Here is a 20,819-nt window from a genome sequence, read left to right as displayed (position 1 = left end):
GAAAAGATCCCGGTGATCCGGTGATTTTATCGGCCTGAAAATAATGCAGAGGCCGTTCCAAATTTGTTGGGGCGGCCTCTTTGCTTGTTGTATTTGGTTTGCTGGTGGGTATACGATTCTTTTCAGCTGAAGATTAATCCCGACTTCGAATAGGGGATTCTAGTGATTCTTTCAGCCGGTATGTTTTAGAAAAGGAGGCTTTCACTCCCCTTTTTTGTGGGGGTAAGCCGGATTTTGTCTAATTTCAAACGTTTATTATTTGGTAACAGATGAACCTTCGGTTTAATTAAGCACTAGTCGTTGATGTTAGTTACCCGGTTAGACTTTGTGTTGATTTCAATAAAATAAAAGCATGGATAATTTAGATAATATTTCTCTTTCGTCGATATATAAGCGCAAGAAAAGTGACCGCGATATTTTTGAAGAGCTGATGCCTACTAAGGTTAAAGAGGTTTTGTTGGTCGCTACCTTATACGACAGTTATTCGATTGTTCGGGAGGGACAGTTCACCGATAAAATCTTTGGTGAATTTCTGCAGCTGAACCTATACACCTATCCACGATTTACCAGCGTCAACTCCGAAGCAGATGCCTTGAAAATGATGGAAGAACGCGATTTCGATCTGGTAATTATCATGGTGGGGGTTGACAAGGATATTCCGGTGAAAATGGCTGATGTGCTTCATGAGGCCAACAGCCTGGTTCCTATACTGCTGCTTGTAAACAATAATGGTGATTTACGCTATTTCCAGGAGGCAGCAAACCAGTTTGAGTCCATTGATCGCGTGTTTGTCTGGAATGGGAATTCCAACGTTTTCCTGGCCATGGTGAAATACATCGAGGATAAAAAGAACATCGAAGCCGACATCAATAACGGGAATGTGCGGATGTTATTGCTGGTTGAAGATTCAATTCAGTATTACTCGCGCTACCTACCCATGTTGTACACCAACATCATGACCCAAACGCAAAACCTGGTGCAAGATGAGTCGACTGATGATCTGCATATGATTTTGAAGATGCGTGCGCGACCCAAGGTTATTTTGGTAAGTACCTATGAGGAAGCCGTTGCCATGCTCAATAAATACCGCGACTACCTCCTCAGTGTAATCTCAGATGTGCGGTTTACTCGCAATGGAGTCGATGATCCCGAAGCTGGTATTGAATTGCTCAAATATGTGAAGCAGATTTTGCGCTTCCCGGTACCTTTTCTGCTTCAAAGTCATGATGTGAATAATGCCACACGAGCCCGCGAAATTGGAGCCGAATTTATTAATAAGAATTCGGAAAGTTTGTCGATGGATATTCACAACTTTATCTATAAAAGGCTGGGGTTTGGAAGCTTTGTCTTTAAAGATTTAGCCGGAAATCCCATCATGGTGGCCCGTAATCTTCAGGAGTTTCAGGAAATGTTTAAATTGATTCCTGACGAGGCCTTATCTTATCATGGAAAGCGTAATTCATTTTCAACCTGGCTAATGGCCCGGGGCGAGATTAATATTGCTGAACAGTTGCTGCCTTATCGGTTCGAAGATTTTAGAAGTTCCGACGAACTCCGCAACTTTTGTTTAGATGTTTTTGAACGCGTACGGGTGAAAAAGATGCGGGGACGCATTATTAATTTTGATTCGGCAATTGTGGATAGCGACCGCTACATTGTAAGGATGGGGAAAGGCTCGTTGGGCGGAAAAGGGCGTGGTATGGCTTTCATGAGTAACTTTATTGAAAATATCGATTTTAAAAAGATTATCCCCCATATTAACATTCGTATTCCGGCAACAGCGGTTATTGGAGCCATTGAATTTGATAAGTTTTTGGAGCTTAACAACCTTTATGAGGAGATTTATTGCAACAATGATTATGAGCATATCAAGGCTATCTTTCTTGAATCGCATTTGAGCGAAGGCTTAAAAGCCAAGTTGTTCCGGTACATCGAAGTCATGCAAGGTCCTTTGGCTGTGCGTTCTTCAGGTTTGTTCGAAGATTCGCTGCTTCAGCCTTTCTCGGGCGTTTACTCCACTTATTTGTTACCTAATAATCATCCGGACAAATATGTTCGTTATCAGCAGCTTATTAATGCAGTCAAGCTGGTATATGCCAGTATTTTTACCGAATCGGCCATTTCTTATTTCGATGCGGTGAATTACAAAATTGAAGAGGAAAAGATGGCGGTAATCATTCAGAAAGTTGTAGGACATGAGCATAGCAAGCGCTATTATCCCTCAATTAGCGGAGTGGCGCAGTCCTACAATTACTATCCGGTTGCTTATATGAAGCCGGAGGATGGCTTTGCTGTTGCTGCTGTAGGCTTGGGAATGTATGTGGTTGGTGGGGAGCAGGCTTTTCGGTTTTGTCCCAAGTACCCAACCATTAACCCAACCATGGTTCGTGATCAGGTTCGCGATTCTCAAAAGGAGTTTTATGCTATAGATATGTCGCAGCCCAATGTCAATATTGTTATTAATGGAGAAGACGCTGCTATTAAAAAGTTCAAGATTAAGGAAGCTGAAAATGATGGCTTGCTTCAGCATTGTGCCTCGGTTTATGATTTTGAAAACGATGACCTGGTTCCTGGAATTAGCATGAAAGGGCCACGGGTGGTTGATTTTGCCAATATCTTAAAATACAACTACATTCCCTTGGCTGATACGCTGAGCTTTTTGCTGCGTTTATTTCGCGAGGCGATGGGCTCTCCGGTAGAAATGGAGTACGCCGTTGATTTAGAAAAGGGCGATGATGGCCTGCCCACCTTTTATCTGCTTCAAATCAAGCCATTGATCCGGCGTGAAGAAGAACTCAGTATTGACCTTGGGCAGGTGGAACAGGAAAAAGTGGTGCTTTTTGCCAAGCAGGGGATGGGGAACGGTGAGATTTACGATATCCGTGATGTAATTTTTGTGAACCCCGAAAGGTTTGACAAGATGCACACCAAAGATATTGCCCGTGAGATTCATCAGATGAATAGAAAGATGGATGCGGAGGATAAAGATTATATTTTGATTGGTCCCGGACGCTGGGGAACAAAAGACCAGTTTACCGGTATTCCAGTCATTTGGTCACAAATATCACGTGCCCGGATTATAGTTGAAATGGGCTTGCCTGAGTTTCCGCTGGATGGTTCATTGGGCTCTCATTTCTTTCATAATGTAACCTCCATGAATGTGGGCTATTTCTCGGTAAAACATGCTTCGCAAGAGGAGAAAATCAATATTGAAATGTTGAATGAACAGCCGGTGGTTGAAGAATTAGACTATGTCAAGCATGTTCGTTTTGATCAGGATTTGAGCATTTTGATGGATGGACGTAACCGGCAGGCATTAATTAGCCTTGGGAAACCTGAGATTGAAAAATAACAAAGGGTGTTCAATGTAAAAATTGAACACCCCCGTGAAGTCATCCTGAAATAATTTGTTAAGCTTTAAAAGCACTTACTCCTGCTGTTTGAGCTTGGCGATCTACTTTTTTTATCAGTCCTTGCAATACTTTGCCTGGTCCAATCTCGGTGAATAAGCTTGCTCCGTCGTTGATCATGTTCTGCGCCGTTTGTGTCCATTTTACGGGGGCAGTCAATTGGGCAATCAGGTTCTCCTTAATTGTTTCAGGGTCACTAACCGGTTGAGCATTCACATTCTGATAAACCGGACAGCTTGGAGTGCTGAACGTTGTTGCTTTGATGGCTGCAGCCAGTTCTTCGCGGGCGGGCTCCATCAGTGGTGAGTGGAATGCTCCGCCAACCGGCAGTTTTAAGGCACGCTTGGCACCTTTTTCTGTCAGAATCTCGCAGGCTTTATCGATGCCTGCAAAAGATCCTGAAATTACTAATTGTCCCGGGCAATTGTAGTTGGCAGGAACTACGACTTCGTCGATGGCCTCACAAACTTCTTCAACCGCGGCATCTTCCATACCGACAATGGCAGCCATGGTTGATGGCTCAAGTTCGCAAGCTTTTTGCATAGCCATTGCACGTTGTGACACCAGACGCAAACCGTCTTCAAAATTTAAGGTGCCATTGGCAACCAAGGCTGAAAATTCACCCAACGAGTGACCGGCAACCATTTCAGGTTTAAAATCAGCCAATGTTTTGGCCAAAATTACCGAATGCAGGAAGATTGCCGGTTGCGTAACTTTGGTTTGTTTCAGATCGTCGGCTGTGCCGTTGAACATGATATCAGTAATGCTGAAACCAAGTATCTCATTGGCTTTATCAAATAATTCTTTGGCAGCAGGCGAGTTTTCGTACAGGTCTTTTCCCATTCCCGGAAACTGAGCGCCTTGCCCTGGAAATACATATGCTTTCATATTAAACTCAGTTTAAGTTAAAATCGCGGCAAAGTTAAAACGTTTTTTTTTGCACCAAAGGCAATTGAAATGATTGAACAGAAATAGTTTGACTTTTTTAATACTTGTTATCGACTATTGAAATTGAATGTTCAATAGTTTTTTCCTTAGCGGTAAAAAGTTGCCTGGTATTCCGTTTCGTTGCCTTTGTTGTCAGTAACAGTCAACTTTAGGGTATGTTGCTTGCCAAACTGAAACCGATCTTTGTCTAAGTGGTAGGTGATTAGCGCATTTTTTGCATCGTACTCAAACAACACCCATTGACCGTCAATTTGGCCGCGGTAGCTGTCAATGCCCGAAAAATCGTCGCTAATTTTAAACCGAATGCGGTTCCGTTCTGTCAAGCTTTTGCGGTTTTGAATGCTTAAGGGGCGAATGGTGGGCGCAACCGTATCAACGGTGATGGCAAAGGTGCCCATTTGTCTTACGCGAGCCATTATCCAGCCATCTTGATAAGCGCCTCCCATCGACCATTTTTTGCCGCTTTTTTCATCAATAACGGCAAGCAGGCTTTTGGCTTGGAGCGAGTCGGGTACTTCGTCCGCTTTTATCTTCAATTGGTATGACTGATGAACCGGAATCCGGTCGTTGTGTACTCTATACAGCGGTGAGAAAAAAAGATTATTAGCCGGCTTGGTTTCAAAGTCTAAATTGAAATCACTATAAAAAGTGCCAGGCTTGAAATGAGCCTGTACGCCGGGTTTTTCAAGCTGTATTTCTTCGTTCAACCTAATGAGCTGCCCGGAATCTTCGGAACGCTCGATTGATGTCTTTTTAGATTGCACACGAAAGGATAAGGTACTTTTATTGCCATAAACATCTTTTACTTCGTAACGAATCTGATGGGTTTTCCCATCGGATAAATTCACAACGCCATGGTTTTCCAGAGTGGGGTAGTTGCTCAGCTTATTTCCCTGGTCTACCCAGCTTTTTTGGATTCTACGGTAATGTTGCCGATAGTGGGAATAATCGATGTGGCTGTTTAAATAGCGGGTTTCAGCAAAACTCAATTCATTCATTCGGAAGGTGTAAACCTCTTGATCGTCTACCGCCAAGCTAATCTCATAAATGCCACATTTGCTCCAGCTTCCGTTGAGGTAGTCAAGCGTTTGTAATCCGAAACCGATATTTCCATAAACAGGAATCGTTGGGTTGCCTTTCAGGTGGTAGGCTCCGTCGTAATAGACCGTTTCAATTCGTCGGTCGTTCGATTTTCCGTACACATGCGCATCGTCCGACAAGGGATAAATGGCTGCCGACAATATTTTGGGTTTCATGTCATCAACAATGGGGAATCTAAAAAGTAAAGGGTTCTGCGGGTTCTGACTATGTGTATCTCGTATTTCGAAGTGAAGATGCGGGCCTCCAGAACTACCACTGTTGCCGCTGAGGGCAATTAGTTCGCCTTTTTTTATCTGAAAAGTTCCCTTCGGAACCGACAGGTCAACAGCAAAAGATTCACGTTCATACTGAATTTTTCGTGCGTAGGCCTGAATGTCGTCCCGAAAGCTTAATAAATGCCCATAAACGGTTGTTTGTCCATTGGGATGATTGAGGTATAGTGCCAATCCAAAGCCTGATGGCGAGATGTTTATGCGTGAGACCTCCCCTTCAGCTGCTGCATAGATTGGAAGTCCTGTTTTTCCTTCAGTCTTAATGTCAATCCCAGAGTGAAAATGGTTTGATCGGAGTTCTCCAAAATTTCCCGATAATTGAATAGGAATCGCCAGTGGTGAACGAAAATATTCTGGGTCAGGAGCTTGGGCGAATATAGTATGCGTAAATAATAGAAAAGCAATCAGTAAACGGGTGCACATAAATTAAATCATTAATTGGTTTGTGTTTAAAACCGGCTAATGGAAGATTTGTTGTACGGCAGTTTGCAATTAGCAAAATAAAACTATCTTCGTATTAACTATCGGCCAAAAATATTAATTTTGTCCAAGAAAGTATGCAGGAATGACCGAGCAAGATCAATATTTAATTGATGAATTTAAGATGCGACTCCGACTGCTGATCGGCAAGCAAAATAGTTTGAGAAGTGAGAATAAGCAACTGTTGGACCAGCTGGAAAATACTCAGGAAGAATTAGCTCAGATTCGTAAGGAAAATGAATTGTTGGTCAAAAAATATGAAAGTCTTAAATTAGCAAAGACATTTACCGCTTCGGATGATGAGAAACATAATGCGAGGCAAACGATAACAAAAATAGTGCGGGAAATTGATAAGTGTATTGCTCAATTAAATGTGTAGCAAATACCAGTAAAAATGACAAATAAGCTTTCAATAAATATCAATATCGATGGGAGAATTTATCCATTGACCATTGTAAGAGATGACGAGGAGAAGTACAGGAAAGCTGCGAAAATACTTAATGATATAATTCTTCAATACAAGAAAAAATATGCAGACCACGATTCGAAAGATTTTCTTGCGATGACTGCTTTTCAGTTTGTACTGAAGAACTTAGAGTTGGAAGACCGAGCAGATGAATCTCCTTTTATTGAAGAAATTAAAGACCTTAATGAAGTGTTAGGTGATTATTTGTCGGTACACCAATAGAGTAAATAAAATCGTTGAAGCCCGCTTTTGATTCAATCCCAGAAAGATATCCTGGGATAGGATTTATAGGTAGGCTTTTTTGTTAAATATATATAAAGTAATACTTAATTGAACTATGGAAATTATATATGCTATTTCCGGTTTTCTACTTGGAGGAGTTGTTTCCTACTTTTTGTGGGATAAGGCTCTGAAAAGTAAGAAGGGGAAAATTATAAAGGAGGCCGAAGTCGAAGGCGATGTGATCAAGAAGGATAAAATTCTTCAGGCAAAAGAGAAGTTTTTGCAGTTAAAAACAGAGCATGAAAAGTTTATTAACGAAAAAAACAACAAAATTGGCTCGATTGAAAATAAGTTGAAACAGAAAGAAAGCGCCTTCATGCAGCGTCGTGATGAGCTGCAACGAAAAGTTAAGGAGTTTGATCTGACAAAAAAAGATGCGGAGGCAATTCGCGAAAATTTGACGAACCAGTTAAACATGGTTCAGCAAAAAGAAGATGAGCTGGATAAAATGCATCGGCAGCAGGTAGAACAATTGGAAGCCATTTCGGGCTTGTCCGCAGAAGAGGCTAAAAATCAACTGGTTGAGTCGCTTAAGAACGAAGCACAAACCGATGCAATGTCCTACATCAACGAGATCATGGAAGAAGCCAAGCTGACAGCCAATAAAGAAGCTAAAAAAGTGGTGGTGAAAACCATCCAACGGGTGGCTACCGAAACAGCAGTTGAGAATGCGGTTACCATTTTCCACATCGAAAGTGATGAGATTAAAGGACGGATTATTGGTCGCGAAGGTCGTAATATTCGAGCACTGGAAGCAGCTACTGGTGTCGAAATCATTGTTGATGACACTCCTGAAGCGATTGTCCTTTCAGGCTTTGATCCGGTGCGAAGGGAGATTGCTCGTCTGGCTTTACACCAGCTAGTAACTGATGGTCGGATTCATCCGGCACGTATTGAGGAAGTTGTTTCGAAGGTGAAGAAACAAGTTGAAGAAGAAATTATTGAAACTGGTAAACGGACAACGATTGATTTAGGTGTTCATGGCCTGCATCCTGAGTTGATTCGCATGATCGGTAAAATGAAGTATCGTTCGTCGTACGGACAAAACCTGTTACAACACTCACGCGAAGTAGCCAACCTCAGTGCTATAATGGCATCAGAGTTGGGCTTAAACCCGAAATGGGCCAAGCGTGCTGGCTTGTTGCACGATATTGGTAAAGTGCCGGATGATGAACCGGAGTTGCCACACGCCGTGCTGGGTATGAAACTGGCTGAAAAATTCAAGGAGAAGCCAGATATCTGCAATGCCATTGGTGCTCACCATGATGAGGTTGAAATGCAGACCATGTTAGCACCTATCGTTCAGATATGTGATGCGATATCAGGTGCGCGACCAGGCGCACGTCGCGAGGTTGTTGAGTCGTACATCAAGCGACTGAAAGCATTGGAAGATTTGGCGCTTTCGTATCCGGGTGTTCTAAAGACTTATGCGATTCAAGCAGGTCGTGAACTGCGGGTAATTGTTGGTAGCGATAAAATTTCTGATAAAGAATCAGAACAGTTGTCTTACGATATTGCCAAGCACATTCAGGATGAGATGACTTATCCGGGACAAATAAAAATTACAGTTATTCGCGAGTTGCGAGCTGTAAACTATGCGAAATAGGAATCTTAATGATAGATCAAAAAAAGCGGGAGGTGATTATCACTTCCCGCTTTTTGCTTTTTCAGCCAGAAAAATTCAATTTGAAAAGAAAGCATAACTCATTTTCCAGAGGTGTACACACCATAAAATAACGAGAGTTTGCAGACCTCTTCGAATGGGCAAAAGCTGGTTAAAAAAACAGTCCCATTTTTTTTTGGTTTTCCCTGAAACTCTGTGGTGTTTCTTTAAAATGAGCTTTATACACTTTAGTGAAATATTGGTTCGATGAAAAACCGCAGTCGAATGCAATTGACGTAATTGTACTATCCGGATTTTCAGCAATTAGTTTTTTTGCTTTTCTCAGTCGAAGTTTATTCAGATAGTTTATCGGAGTGCAATTGGTTAGCTGATAGCAATGCTTCGAAAATTGAGTTACACCTAATCCGCAGTGCCGGGCCATCGTGCTGACGGTCCAGGTGTTTGCCAGATCATCTTCCATGCTTCTTAGAAAAAGAGAAACACTGCGTTTTGAGTCAATCAGGGCATCGTTCAGAATCGGTTTGTCTTTTTGAAGCATTTCTAAAAGTAAAATCAAAATTTCATTAATAAAAACCTTGATGCGCGAATCAAAATGCTCACGTTCATAATTCTTGGTCATTTTACCAATCTGGGCAAAGCACCGTTTCAACTCGTCATTTGCATGCCATACCGGTTGTTCATTCAATCGTAAAATGCGGGTCAGCTCGTTGAGATCATCTTTACTGAGAATCACCCAATCAGGCCATATCCATTCCTGGTGCGGCTGCCGAACACCAAGATCAATAATAAACCAATGCAACTTACACAAACCAATAGTTGGATCTCCTAGTTTATGTAGAATCCAGGGGCGTGTAATGGTCAGGGTGTTGGGAGTCAGCGTGTATTGCCGATCGTTTAACTCAAAACAAAGATTTCCAGTTTCAAGTAAGCAAAGTTCAATGCCTTCGTTCCGATGCCAGTCGAGTCCCCAGTTCTGCATTTTTTCAGAATTCCAGTAGCCAATCGATTTGATTCCTTTTAGTTCATCTTTTTTCAAGGGATAACCAGGATACGTCCCTCTCGCCAAGACATGCATTTCGACTTGCCCATTATGCCATGCACTGGCCAGTGGAGTACACGAGTCTGGATAGTAAATTTCCTCTTTAGCACATGCGTTTTTTTCAGTTGCGGTCATATCCAGATGTCTTGAGCTTGCATTATATTTCACTGAAAAATAGTTAAATATTTCGAAGTTTCTAATATCTATTTTTGTTAATGGATTAATAACATCATTTCAAGAGCTTAAGCCGATGATAAAACAGAAGCATGTCCTCATTCTGATTTTTTTCCTGTTTTCTTTTTCTGGAAAGGCAGTTGCGATTGCGAAATCGCCTATGCGAATTTTGCTGATAAGTGGGAAAAACAATCATGAATGGCAAAAAACCAATCCCTGCTTTGAGCAGATCATGGAAGAGAATGGGTACTACAAGGTTGATTTGACCGAAAGGTCGGATACTCAGGAAAGTGTCGATCTTAAAAAATATGATGTCCTGGCCAGTAACTGGAATGCTTTCCCGGAAACGACACGACAGTGGGGTGGGATAGCCGAAAAAGCCATTCTGGACTTTGTAAACAGAGGCGGCGGTTTTGTGCTTTTTCATTCAGCCAGCGCCGCACATTACAATTGGCCCGAATACCAGAACATGGTTGGGGCAACCTGGGGGAAGAACACGCGGCATGGAAAGATTACCTCTTTCGAGGTGAAAATAGAGGACACAAACCATCCGGTTACCAAAGGAATGTCTAACTTCATCATTGCGGATGAATTATGGGTAGAAATGGATCGACAAGAAGGAAATCATCTTATTTGTTCCGCATTTTCAACCCCCGAAAATAGCGGTCGGGCCATGGATGAACCAATTGCCATTTGCCGAAAACAAGGGAAAGGTCGCTGTTTTTATCTGGTTCTGGGGCACAATGTAGTTGCCATGCAGAATCTGGGATGGAAAACCTTGATGCTTCGAGGAGCAGAGTGGGCAGCAAGCGGAAAAGTAACGATTCCCGTTCCAGATGAGTTGAAGGCGAACTGATGCTGACAACTTAATGACAGTATCAAAAAGCTAGCAACTTTAAATACTATTAAAATAACTCCAAAAAACTAAAACATATGGCAATCAAAGTAGGATGTTTTGCATTAATCAATCCATTTAGTACGCTTGAAGCGCAACTGGATCAAATCAAACAATGGGGCTTTAGTTGTGGCGATTTAACCGATAGTTCAGATGGCGCCTGTCTGGGTGTAGAATATGGTTTTACGGCCTTAGCAAGTCTGGACTCCAACCCTTTCGACGTGAAACGTATGTTTGAAAGTCGCAGTCTGGAACTTTCGAGCATTTGCGCCCACGCCAATTTACTCGACCCAACATCACCTTCGCGTTATGGAACAGCCCAAATTATTAAAGCTGTTAAGCTGGCTGGAGCCATTGGCATAAAACATGTAATAACGGCCGAAGGTGATCCGAAAACACCTTTTGGCAAAAACATGACCACTTCAGAAGCTATTTTTTCAATCGCGGAGAAATTGTACGAACCGCTTCGGTTTGCTGAAGATTATGGCGTAAAAATATTGATTGAGCCACATGGTCATATTACTGATTCAGTTAAATTGCTGGGTGATGTATTGGATAAATGTAACTCAGAAGCGCTAGGAATTAACCTTGATACTGGAAACCTTTGGCTGGGTGGCGGTGATTCGCTGGAGATGATCGAAAAACTCGGTTCGAAAATCGAGCATGTTCACTGGAAAGATCTTCCTGCAGAAATGATTGAAAAACGAGGGACTCAATTTGGCTGTGGTATGTCTACAACAGCTCTGGGTGATGGAGTTATTGATATCAAAGCTATCTTCAATGCATTGATAAACGCGGGATTTGATGGTTATTCTACGCTTGAAATCGCGGGCGAAGAAGCAGTTCTGAAAAGCTTTGAGTTTTTGAAGAAACTTGGTGCAAGTTAATTATCTGATAAATAAGTTATGAAAGAAAATATTTCAAGAAGAAATTTCATTCGCAATACAGGTCTTATTACAGCAGGAGGTTTGGTTATTCCATCGGTATTGAGCTCGTGCATTAAAACCAGTTCCCCGAACGATAAAATTAATGTTGCCATGATTGGTGTCGGCGGAAGAGGCTCAAATCATGTGGTATACATGCTCGAACTGGCCAGACAAGCTCAAATTGTTGCTGTTTGCGATCCATTTGAAAATCGGAGAAATACAATTACGCAGAAAATCAATGCGTTTTATGCCAAACAAAAGGGCTTAGCCAGTTACGATGGATGTGTGGCTTATAACAATTTTCAGGAAGTGCTTACTCGTGAAGATGTAGATGCTGTGGTAATTGCCACTCCCGATCATTGGCACGTTCCTATTGCGTTAGCTGCGGCTCAGGCTGGCAAACATATCTATCTGGAAAAACCTCTTGCATTGTCCATTCAGGACGGACAGAAATTACGAAAACTGGTTCAGGAGAAAAAGGTGGTTTTTCAGTATGGAACCCAACAACGATCAGATTCAAAATTCAGATTGGCCTGCGAACTAACCCGAAATGAAGTAATCGGGAAACTTGAAAAAATCGATGTTTGGTGTGATGGCGGAAGCGAACAATTTGCCCCCATAAAAACAGATGTTGTTCCTGCCGGATTTGATTACGATTTATGGCAGGGTCCGGCAATGGAACACCCTTTCTCCAATGAACGTGTTTCGAACCTGGGAGCCTGGTTTATTTACGATTACGCCATTGGCTTTGTTGCTGGTTGGGGAGCCCACCCTTTGGATATTGCTCAATGGGGAAACAACAGCGATGAAAGTGGCCCAGTTGAATATGAAGGGACAGGTAGCTTTTTCGAGACCGATAATTTATTTAACACGATGAATTCTTGGGACATCAAAACCAAATATGCCAACGGCGTTGAAATGCATTTTTTTAGCGATGATTTTTGCAAACCAATTATTGAGCAATACCGTTCATTTTGCGGCCATGGAACCACTTTCTTTGGAACTGAAGGCTGGGTAAGTGTCGATCGTGAAGGAATTCATGCCAGCAATCCCGAAATACTGAAGCACACTTTCTCAGAGAATGATGTAAGATTGTTGAATAGCAGCAATCATACAAAAAATTTCCTTGATGCCATCATAGACAATACCCCCACGGTGAGCCCGATTGAGTCAGCAGTTCGTTCGGATACCATCAGTCATCTGTGCAATATCATGGTACGCTCAGGAGAAACTACTCTGAAATGGGATCCTGTTTCTGAAACAATTTTGGATGGTAATGAAAAAATGCAATCAGTCTTATCACGCTCTTCACGCAATCCCTATGGTGACATTTTAAAGAGTTAATAAACGTAAGTTTGATGTGATACACGTAAACGCTCTTTCATAAGCAGTGTAAATGAAAATACCGGAAGTTATTATTCCGGTATTTTTTATTCCTATCATCGGTATTTAGATTTCGACTAAGTCGTTTTTCAAGGCATAGATAATGACCTCTACAATGTTTTTTGCCCCTGTTTTTTCCATTAAGCTGGCTCGGTGCTTTTCTACGGTACGGTCTGAAATTGAGAGCTGATCGGCTATGATTTTGATGGGAAGACCTTTGCATGATAAGTTTAACACTTCCTGCTCTCTTTTGGAGAAGAGTGACTTGGCAACCATGGTTGAACTGCTATGCTGGTGCGATGTGGAAGCAGCAGATTCGTCAAAAGCTAGGTGTAGCTTATTGGCGAGGGTGCCTGAGATGTAAACTTTTTCTTCTTCCAGAATGTTGACGAGCTTTTTATATTCAAGCTGAGCCGATTCTCCCTGCTGTTCCTGGCGTGCCAACAACCCAATTAAAAGAGTGAAGCCATTGTATTTTTGGCTAGGAGAAACATGTAAAACAAATTTATCTTTATTGCCCGATGATGTTTTAAGCTCAATTTCTTCATGAAAGTTGCCACTCAGTCCATTGGCACATTTCATGATTTTTTTTTCGATTTTATGGTAATGCTTGGCACTAACCAGTTGATCGAAGGTGATTTTTTTTACTTCAGCCTCCGATAATCCTGTAAGGTCTAGAAATGCTTGGTTGGTTTCATAAATTGTTTCGCCATCAAAAACAAAAACCCCATTGGGTGATAGGTTTAGAAGCGCTTTATAGTCATTTTTACCAATGTTAACCAGTTTCTCGTATTTTTCAATTCGAACTTTGACTGACTTTAGAAGATCTTGATTGTCAAAAGGTTTTACGATATAGTCGTCAACCCCTAGTTCAAGGCCAAAGCGGATGTCGTTTAATTCGGATTTTCCTGTAATAAAAATGAATGGAATTCGACTGGTTAGCAGGCTGTCCTTGAGTATATTGTATACCTGATACCCATCAATGGGTTTCATATTAATGTCACACAGGATTAAGTCGGGGCAGTATTCATAAGCTTTTTGAATGCCTTCCGCGCCAGATCCGGCCAGATCGACCTGGTAATTGTTGAGCATTAAAACATTCCGTAGAGTCTTACTCAAAGCTAAATCATCTTCAATAATCAATATCTTCTTAGCGTTCATCTGACAGAATTTTTAGTTTGACTGTTGTCCCTTTTGAAAGAGTACTATCAATCGTTATTTCTCCATTTAAACAGTCGGCTGCTTTTTTGGCGACAGATAGACCCAGTCCTGTTCCACTCAGCATTTTTACATTTTCACATCGGTAAAAGGGCATGAAAATGAATTCGAGTTGATCTGTTGGGATTCCAACTCCCTGGTCTTCAATTTCGATATTTAAATGGTTATTTTCATTGGAAAGCTTAAGGGTGATTTCCTTAGTTGAAAACTTATAAGCGTTGCTTAGTAGGTTCGTAATAATTTTAGCCAACAAAGCTTCATCAGTCTTGAAAAAAAACTGCTTTGAATGGCTGAGCACTTTGATCCTGTTCGACTTATAGAAGCAGGTCTTTTTCGACGCTAAAACATTTGAAATTAATTGACTGATATCAACTTTTTGGCGATTTTGTTTGAGTTCGTTTTTGTTTGATAGATTTATGAAATGGATATCATCAAGAAATTTAGTTACTGCTGTTAAAGCCTCTTCACAAAGTTGAAATGTTTCTTCACGCACAGTTGGCTCCAAGCTATGATTGCTAGTCTTCAGTAATTGAAGGTTAGAGCTTAGAATCGTAAGCGGAGTCCTTAATTCATGTGATAAGGAACTTATAATTTGACCTATATTCTGATCTGAAGAATATTCCATAATTATACTGTAATCTTAGCTAATTCTTTTCTTGTGCTGTGGACAAACTACTCCTATGGAACTAGAATATCCTCTACAAGTTAAAACATATTAGTTTGTAATTAGTAATATTTATTGACTTATTTCATGAACTGATTGTTTCAATTCCCCAAAATGCTTGTTTGGCCTATGAACTAAAAAAATGAGGCTCTTTGGAGTACTCTTTTTTATCTAAGTTTAGAAATCATTTATGTAAACACAGAGTGGCTGAATATGTTCGAATAATTAAGGATTTAGGAGTGTTATTGGATGGTTAATTGTTTGTCAAAGTCTAAGAGGGTTTTGTTAATTGGCTGCGTCCTGAGCATATCTAATTGCATGAGCTTGCTTTAAACTTAGATGCAGTGCTTTGGAATCAGGGAGACTCGATAGAAAGAATGGAACGTTTGAATATCGATGGTCTTCACTACCTTTAATCTTTTTTTTGCTAATTGTCGCCTAATGAATAATTAAAGTTAAGCTGTGCGATCTCTGCAGAAAAAAGGGCTGAGCTTAGTTGGATTTTTTGGGTGATCAGTTCTTTTTTTATAAAAGTGTTCTGTTTCTCTGTGCGTTGAAAGTCTTTTAGGTTTTGTTTAAGCGATGATCCGATGGCTTAAAGTGATTTTTTCAATGATGAGTCTCTGATTATAAGCTCACTGGGTAGTGTTATCGTTTGGTAGATCCCCTGTCCTCCCTTGTTCTCAATTTCATTGATAATTATTTCTGCTGCTTTCTTTCCCATTTCTTGAGCCGGCTGCTTAAGGGTGGATATAGACGGGGTGACTACTTCTGAGAAGGGCTCATTACTGAACCCAACGATCCCAAAATCTTCTGGAATGCGAATACCTTGTGATTTTAGGTAGATAGTCATACTTAAGGCTGAGGTGTCGTTGCCACAGAAAACGGCATCTGGTGGGGTATCCAAGTTGAGTAGCTGCTTAATGGCTTGCTGGCCGTCCATGCGGGTTAGTCGGTTACAGATAATTAACTCATCTTCTACGCGGCGGTTATTCTTTTTCAGAGCTGCTTTGTAGCCATCCATTCGATCCTGATAGGTGTTGAGTGCCGTTGGGCCGGCAAGATGGGCTATTCGTTTATAGCCCTGATCAATTAAATGTTGAGTTGCTTTAAACCCACATGAAAAGTCATCAATGACAATTTTATTTGCTTTAAGATCAGGAGCTACCCGGTCAAAAAAGACCAAAGGAATATTCTTATTTGTGAAAATCTGAAAGTGATCGAACTCATTGGTTTGCATGCTGAGCGAGGTAATTAGACCATCTACTCGGTTGGAGAACATCGCATGCACAATCTTTTTCTCTTTTTCCAGCAAATCTTTTGATTGAGAGATAATAACATTATAACCTGCTTCAAACGCAACATCTTCGACACCACTTATAAACGTGGAAAAGAAATGTCGGTTAATTAGTGGTACAACGATCCCAATAGTGTGGGTTTTCTGGGTGCGCAGATTCGATGCGATGGTGTTGGGTTGATAGCCAAGTTTAAGAGCGAGTGCTTTAATTTTGTCTTTTGTGGCTTGGCTAATCCGAGGGTTATCATTTAGTGCTCGGGATACCGTTGACGCAGAAATATTGAGTTCCCGTGCAATATCGTGAATGGTGATCGATGTTTTTTTTTCCATTTTTTTTTTCAGAATCGAATAAGAATCAGCTGGCCATTTTGCATGGTCTGCAATTAGGGTACAAATATGATAATTATTTTTCAAATAAAATGAAAATAGCGCGCAATCGATTGCATTTTTACTCTATTTGTAATAGATTTGTAGCTCTAAAACGATCTAAAAATAAACAGATGAAAATGAAGTATTTGGTTTTTGCTGGCTTGGCGTTTTTTCTTTTTCAGGCATGTTCTCTAAGAAAAACGGCAGATAATGGCTTGGAGCAACGGCTTTCTGACCAATTGAATGTGTTGGTGCAAGCAACCGATGATTCGGAGAAGTTGCCCCGATCATGGACTGAAGAGGACGGATACAAAATGATTGGGATCCGAGACTGGTGTAGCGGCTTCCCGGCTGGAATGTATTGGTATATGTATGATTTGAACAATGATGCCCAATGGAAAAATACAGCCATCAGAGCAACGGAGAAGTTGGATGGTGTGCAATATTACACGGGAACTCATGACTTGGGATTCATGGTGTTTTGCAGCTATGGAAATGCTTATCGACTGACTGGCGACGAAGCGTATAAAGAAGTTATTCTACAAGGCGCTAAAAGTTTGGCCTCACGTTTTAATCCAGTTACAGGAACTATTCGTTCTTGGGATTGGGGTAAATGGCAATTTCCTGTTATCATTGACAATATGATGAACCTGGAGATGTTGTTTTGGGCATCAAAAGTTTCTGGCGATAGTCGTTTCCGGGATATGGCAGTAACCCATGCTAACACTACGCTGGAGAATCATTTCCGGGAAGATATGAGTTCATACCACGTGGTTAGCTACGATACCATTACCGGGCAAGTTGAGCGCAAACAGACTCACCAGGGATACAGTGACGATTCAGCCTGGGCTCGAGGACAATCCTGGGGATTATATGGTTATGTTGTTTGTTATCGGGAGACAGGCGATCCGAAATATTTGAAGGCAGCAGAAGATATTGCCGCATTTATTATTCCCAATTTACCAGACGACTTGATCCCATACTGGGACTATAACGATCCTAAAATTCCAAACAGTGAAAGGGATGCTTCAGCGGCAGCTTTAGTGGCTTCGGCATTCTATGAGCTAGGTACGATGGTCGCGGATGGCCAACACTATTTTGATTTGGCCGATCAAATCGTGGAAAAGCTTTCCTCTCCGGCTTACTTGGCTGAAGGCGGTGCCAATGGAGGATTTTTGCTGAAACACTGTGTTGGGCATTTGCCAGGTAATTCAGAAATCAATGTTCCTTTGAATTATGCTGATTATTACTATCTAGAAGCAATTAAGCGGAAACATGAATTAAAAAAATAAGAGAATTATGACTACAAATTTTGAAGAACGTTATGCGTATCATCCGGATGATTTTAAAGCGTATGACACGGAAAAAATCAGAAAAGAGTTCTTGGTTGAGAAAGTAATGGAAGAGGATGCCATCAATATAGTGTACTCACATATTGAGCGCTATATCGTTGGAGGAGCTGTTCCTGTTACAAAAGCACTAACACTCGGAACCGTTGATGCTCTGAAAGCAAATTATTTCTGCGAACGTCGCGAAGTAGGAATTATTAATGTTGGTGGCAAAGGAACTGTTTCGGTTGATGGGACAAAATATGTTCTTGAGTTTAAAGACGCCCTGTACATTGGAAAAGGAGCAAAGGAAGTTGCTTTTGAGTCGGAAGATTCAGCAAAACCTGCTCGTTTCTATTTTAACTCGGCACCGGCTCACAAAGAATTTCCAACCAAGCATGTGACCTTGAAAGATGCCAACGTATTGCATTTGGGCTCTCTTGAAACATCCAATGAACGAAACATCAACCAGTTGTTGATCAATACGGTTGTTGAAACTTGCCAATTGCAAATGGGAATGACCGAGCTGAAACCCGGAAGCGTTTGGAATACGATGCCTGCGCATACACACAGCCGACGAAATGAGGTTTATTTTTATTTCAATGTTCCGGAAGATCAGGCGGTTTGTCACTTCATGGGACAGCCTCAGGAAACTCGTCATTTGTGGATGAAAAACGAGCAAGCTGTAATCTCCCCGAGTTGGTCTATTCACTCCGCAGCAGGTACGAGCAATTATATCTTTATTTGGGGTATGGCCGGCGAAAACCTGGATTACACTGATATGGATGTCATTAAACCAATTGAATTAAAATGACCTTTTACAATACCCCCTTCGAGGGGTATTGTTGTCTTTCTGACAAAATACCTAGAAAATGAGAAGAAGAGACGTTTTTAAATACTTGTCATTAGCGGGACTGTTGCCCCTTAGTGGAAAAGCAACGGCTTCTGTTTTTGCGGCAGATGAGCCAACCAATCATCGCGAATATTGGGTGCATGTGTTAACCACTATTTCCTCACCATTGTTGGAATCATTAAGCAAAGGTGAATTGAAAAAGAATATGCCGGTAGAATGCAAGCCGGGAATGAAGGCGAACAGGGAAGAGGTTACTTACCTGGAAGCTTTTGGCCGGCTTTTGGCCGGCTTGGCGCCTTGGCTTGAGCTGGGGCCTGATAGCAGTCGAGAGGGACAGCAACGCAAACAGTTCATTGAGTTGGCTCAGAAGAGTCTGAAAATGGCCGTAGATCCAAATTCTCCCGACTTCATGAATTTCACCAAAGGGTATCAACCTTTGGTCGATGCTGCCTTTCTAGCACATGCAATTTTAAGAGCACCCAATGTGCTTTGGAAACAGCTAGATAAAACCACCCAGAGGCAATTGGTTGAAGCGATGAAAAGTTCAAGGGAAATTACCCCGTGGTATAATAATTGGCTTTTGTTTAGTGGCATGGTTGAGGCTTTTCTGGCTTTTGCCGGCGAAGACTGGGACCAAATGCGTGTTGATTTGACTCTCAAAAAACACATGGAGTGGTATGTTGGCGATGGGATGTATGGCGATGGTCCTGAGTTTCACTGGGACTACTACAACAGCTATGTCATTCAGCCTATGATGGTCGATATTTTAGCGGAGGTCGTCAAGCATAACAAGCGCTATGAATCCACCTATGAGACTGTTTTGAAGCGAGCTACCCGTTATGCGGCTATCCAGGAAAAGTTGATTTCTCCGGAAGGAACTTTCCCTGCAATTGGCCGGTCTTTACCCTACCGTTTTGGAGCTTTTCAACATTTGTCGCAAATGGCTCTTCAACACCATTTGCCCGAGTCCATTAAGCCGGCTCAGGTGCGTTGTGGTCTCACTGCCGTTATTAAACGCATGTTTGAAGCCGATGGTGTTTTTGATGCCAATGGCTGGCTGAAAATCGGTTTTGTCGGACATCAACCGGATATTGCTGAAAGTTATCTTTCAACCGGAAGCTTATACCTGTGTTCGGTTGGTCTGTTGGCCCTTGGTCTTCCGGAAGATGATCCGTTTTGGGCTGGCCCTGAAACAGACTGGACTGCCAAAACAATTTGGGGAGGAACAAATTTCCCGGCTGACCATGCATTGAAGAATTAATAAACAAGACATTCAAATACAATTGAAATGAACGAATTATTTGATTTAACAGGGAAAGTGGCCCTGATTACCGGAGGAACTCACGGAATTGGGATGGCTATTGGCAAGGTTATGGGAAAAGCCGGGGCAAAAATCTGTGTTAACGACTTGTCAGGCGATAAGCTGGAGAGCTGTCGTGCAGAATATAAAAAAGAAGGCATCGATGTATTTGCCTTAAAATTTGACGTGACCAGTGAAGAAGATGTTGATCGCGGAATCTCTGAAATTGAAAAGGAAGTTGGTGAGATTGATATCCTGGTAAACAATGCCGGAATCATTAAGCGAATTCCTATTTTGGATATGGCTATTGCTGACTACAAACAGGTGATTGATGTGGATTTGGTTGCTCCTTTGATTGTTGCGAAGCGTGTAGCTCCTAAAATGATTGCCAAACGCAGTGGGAAAATCATCAACATGTGTTCCATGATGAGCGTTTACGGTCGTAACTCGGTTTCAGCTTATGCATCAGCCAAAGGTGGATTGAAACTGTTAACCGCGAATATGTGTTGCGAGTGGGCTAAATACAACTTACAAATCAATGGCGTTGGTCCCGGATACATAGCAACATCACAAACAGCTGCAATACGTGAGGGAGGCCATCCGTTCAACGATTTGGTGATGACCCGCACGCCGGCAGGACGCTGGGGCGAACCCGAAGATGTTGGTAATGCCGCGCTTTTCCTGGCATCGGAGGCCAGCAACTTTGTCAACGGTCAGGTGCTTTATGTTGATGGTGGAATTTTAGCCAATTTTGGCTATGTTAAAGGTGAAAACGACTTGGACTAAGGTT

The 20,819-nt window shown here is 41.7% G+C and carries 17 protein-coding genes; 11 read left to right on the top strand and 6 right to left on the bottom strand.

Annotated features, from left to right (window positions below):
• Positions 1-352: 352 nt before the first annotated feature.
• Positions 353-3,352 carry a PEP/pyruvate-binding domain-containing protein gene (locus tag ACUNWA_RS07310; protein ID WP_445591237.1) on the top strand — a complete coding sequence of 1,000 codons (3,000 nt, stop codon included), beginning with the start codon at positions 353-355 and terminating at the stop codon, positions 3,350-3,352.
• 58 nt (positions 3,353-3,410) lie between these two features.
• On the opposite strand, the gene fabD is transcribed toward ACUNWA_RS07310, so the two are convergent.
• The gene (gene fabD / locus ACUNWA_RS07305; RefSeq protein ID WP_445591236.1) at positions 3,411-4,298 is read right to left on the bottom strand and encodes an ACP S-malonyltransferase; all 888 of its coding nucleotides are present in this window, start codon (positions 4,296-4,298) and stop codon (positions 3,411-3,413) included.
• Positions 4,299-4,444: 146 nt separating this feature from the next.
• Positions 4,445-6,154 (bottom strand): M23 family metallopeptidase, encoded by a 1,710-nt coding sequence (locus ACUNWA_RS07300; RefSeq protein ID WP_445591235.1) that lies wholly within the window; start codon positions 6,152-6,154, stop codon positions 4,445-4,447.
• Between the two features lie 142 nt (positions 6,155-6,296).
• Here ACUNWA_RS07300 and ACUNWA_RS07295 point away from each other — a divergent pair, with 142 nt between their 5' ends.
• The 3 genes from ACUNWA_RS07295 (at position 6,297) to rny (ending at position 8,565) form a co-directional block, all read left to right on the top strand.
• Positions 6,297-6,590, top strand: coding sequence for a hypothetical protein (locus ACUNWA_RS07295; RefSeq protein WP_445591234.1), 294 nt, complete (start codon positions 6,297-6,299; stop codon positions 6,588-6,590).
• A gap of 15 nt (positions 6,591-6,605) precedes the next feature.
• Positions 6,606-6,899 carry a cell division protein ZapA gene (locus ACUNWA_RS07290; protein ID WP_445591233.1) on the top strand — a complete coding sequence of 98 codons (294 nt, stop codon included), beginning with the start codon at positions 6,606-6,608 and terminating at the stop codon, positions 6,897-6,899.
• 115 nt (positions 6,900-7,014) lie between these two features.
• Entirely contained in the window at positions 7,015-8,565 is a 1,551-nt protein-coding gene (rny, locus tag ACUNWA_RS07285) for a ribonuclease Y (RefSeq protein ID WP_445591232.1), read from the top strand.
• Positions 8,566-8,734: 169 nt separating this feature from the next.
• Here the strand turns inward: rny and ACUNWA_RS07280 are convergent, their stop codons facing one another.
• A complete protein-coding gene (locus tag ACUNWA_RS07280) occupies positions 8,735-9,757 on the bottom strand; it encodes a helix-turn-helix transcriptional regulator (RefSeq protein WP_445591231.1) in 1,023 nt (340 codons plus the stop codon).
• 115 nt (positions 9,758-9,872) lie between these two features.
• Between ACUNWA_RS07280 and ACUNWA_RS07275 the strand changes: the two genes are divergently transcribed.
• The 3 genes from ACUNWA_RS07275 to ACUNWA_RS07265 all read left to right on the top strand — a co-directional run bounded on the left by ACUNWA_RS07275 (position 9,873) and on the right by ACUNWA_RS07265 (position 12,961).
• Positions 9,873-10,652 carry a ThuA domain-containing protein gene (locus ACUNWA_RS07275; protein ID WP_445591230.1) on the top strand — a complete coding sequence of 260 codons (780 nt, stop codon included), beginning with the start codon at positions 9,873-9,875 and terminating at the stop codon, positions 10,650-10,652.
• A 77-nt stretch (positions 10,653-10,729) separates the two neighbouring features.
• A complete protein-coding gene (locus tag ACUNWA_RS07270) occupies positions 10,730-11,578 on the top strand; it encodes a sugar phosphate isomerase/epimerase family protein (protein WP_445591229.1) in 849 nt (282 codons plus the stop codon).
• An 18-nt stretch (positions 11,579-11,596) separates the two neighbouring features.
• Positions 11,597-12,961, top strand: a complete 1,365-nt coding sequence (locus ACUNWA_RS07265; RefSeq protein ID WP_445591228.1) for a Gfo/Idh/MocA family protein — start codon at positions 11,597-11,599, stop codon at positions 12,959-12,961.
• 105 nt (positions 12,962-13,066) lie between these two features.
• Here ACUNWA_RS07265 and ACUNWA_RS07260 read toward each other — a convergent pair whose 3' ends face one another.
• The 3 genes from ACUNWA_RS07260 to ACUNWA_RS07250 form a co-directional block, all read right to left on the bottom strand.
• A complete protein-coding gene (locus tag ACUNWA_RS07260) occupies positions 13,067-14,161 on the bottom strand; it encodes a response regulator (RefSeq protein WP_445591227.1) in 1,095 nt (364 codons plus the stop codon).
• Entirely contained in the window at positions 14,151-14,843 is a 693-nt protein-coding gene (locus tag ACUNWA_RS07255; protein WP_445591226.1) for a sensor histidine kinase, read from the bottom strand. The genes ACUNWA_RS07260 and ACUNWA_RS07255 overlap by 11 nt, the downstream gene beginning before the upstream one ends.
• A 634-nt stretch (positions 14,844-15,477) precedes the next feature.
• Positions 15,478-16,509 (bottom strand): LacI family DNA-binding transcriptional regulator, encoded by a 1,032-nt coding sequence (locus ACUNWA_RS07250; protein ID WP_445591225.1) that lies wholly within the window; start codon positions 16,507-16,509, stop codon positions 15,478-15,480.
• A 170-nt stretch (positions 16,510-16,679) separates the two neighbouring features.
• Here ACUNWA_RS07250 and ACUNWA_RS07245 point away from each other — a divergent pair, with 170 nt between their 5' ends.
• From ACUNWA_RS07245 to ACUNWA_RS07230, 4 genes are read left to right on the top strand one after another with little or no spacing between them, the layout of a single operon-like run.
• Positions 16,680-17,840: a glycoside hydrolase family 88 protein gene (locus ACUNWA_RS07245; protein WP_445591224.1), complete on the top strand. Its 1,161-nt coding sequence runs from the start codon at positions 16,680-16,682 to the stop codon at positions 17,838-17,840.
• A gap of 7 nt (positions 17,841-17,847) precedes the next feature.
• A complete protein-coding gene (kduI, locus tag ACUNWA_RS07240) occupies positions 17,848-18,690 on the top strand; it encodes a 5-dehydro-4-deoxy-D-glucuronate isomerase (RefSeq protein WP_445591223.1) in 843 nt (280 codons plus the stop codon).
• Positions 18,691-18,748: 58 nt separating this feature from the next.
• The gene (locus ACUNWA_RS07235) at positions 18,749-19,990 is read left to right on the top strand and encodes a DUF2264 domain-containing protein (protein WP_445591222.1); all 1,242 of its coding nucleotides are present in this window, start codon (positions 18,749-18,751) and stop codon (positions 19,988-19,990) included.
• A gap of 27 nt (positions 19,991-20,017) precedes the next feature.
• Positions 20,018-20,815, top strand: coding sequence for a gluconate 5-dehydrogenase (locus ACUNWA_RS07230; protein WP_445591221.1), 798 nt, complete (start codon positions 20,018-20,020; stop codon positions 20,813-20,815).
• The last annotated feature ends 4 nt before the right edge of the window (positions 20,816-20,819 follow it).

This window comes from Sunxiuqinia sp. sy24, assembly GCF_052677165.1.
The sequence above is the reverse complement of the archived record's forward strand: the minus strand, read 5'-3'. Positions and strand labels throughout refer to the sequence as shown.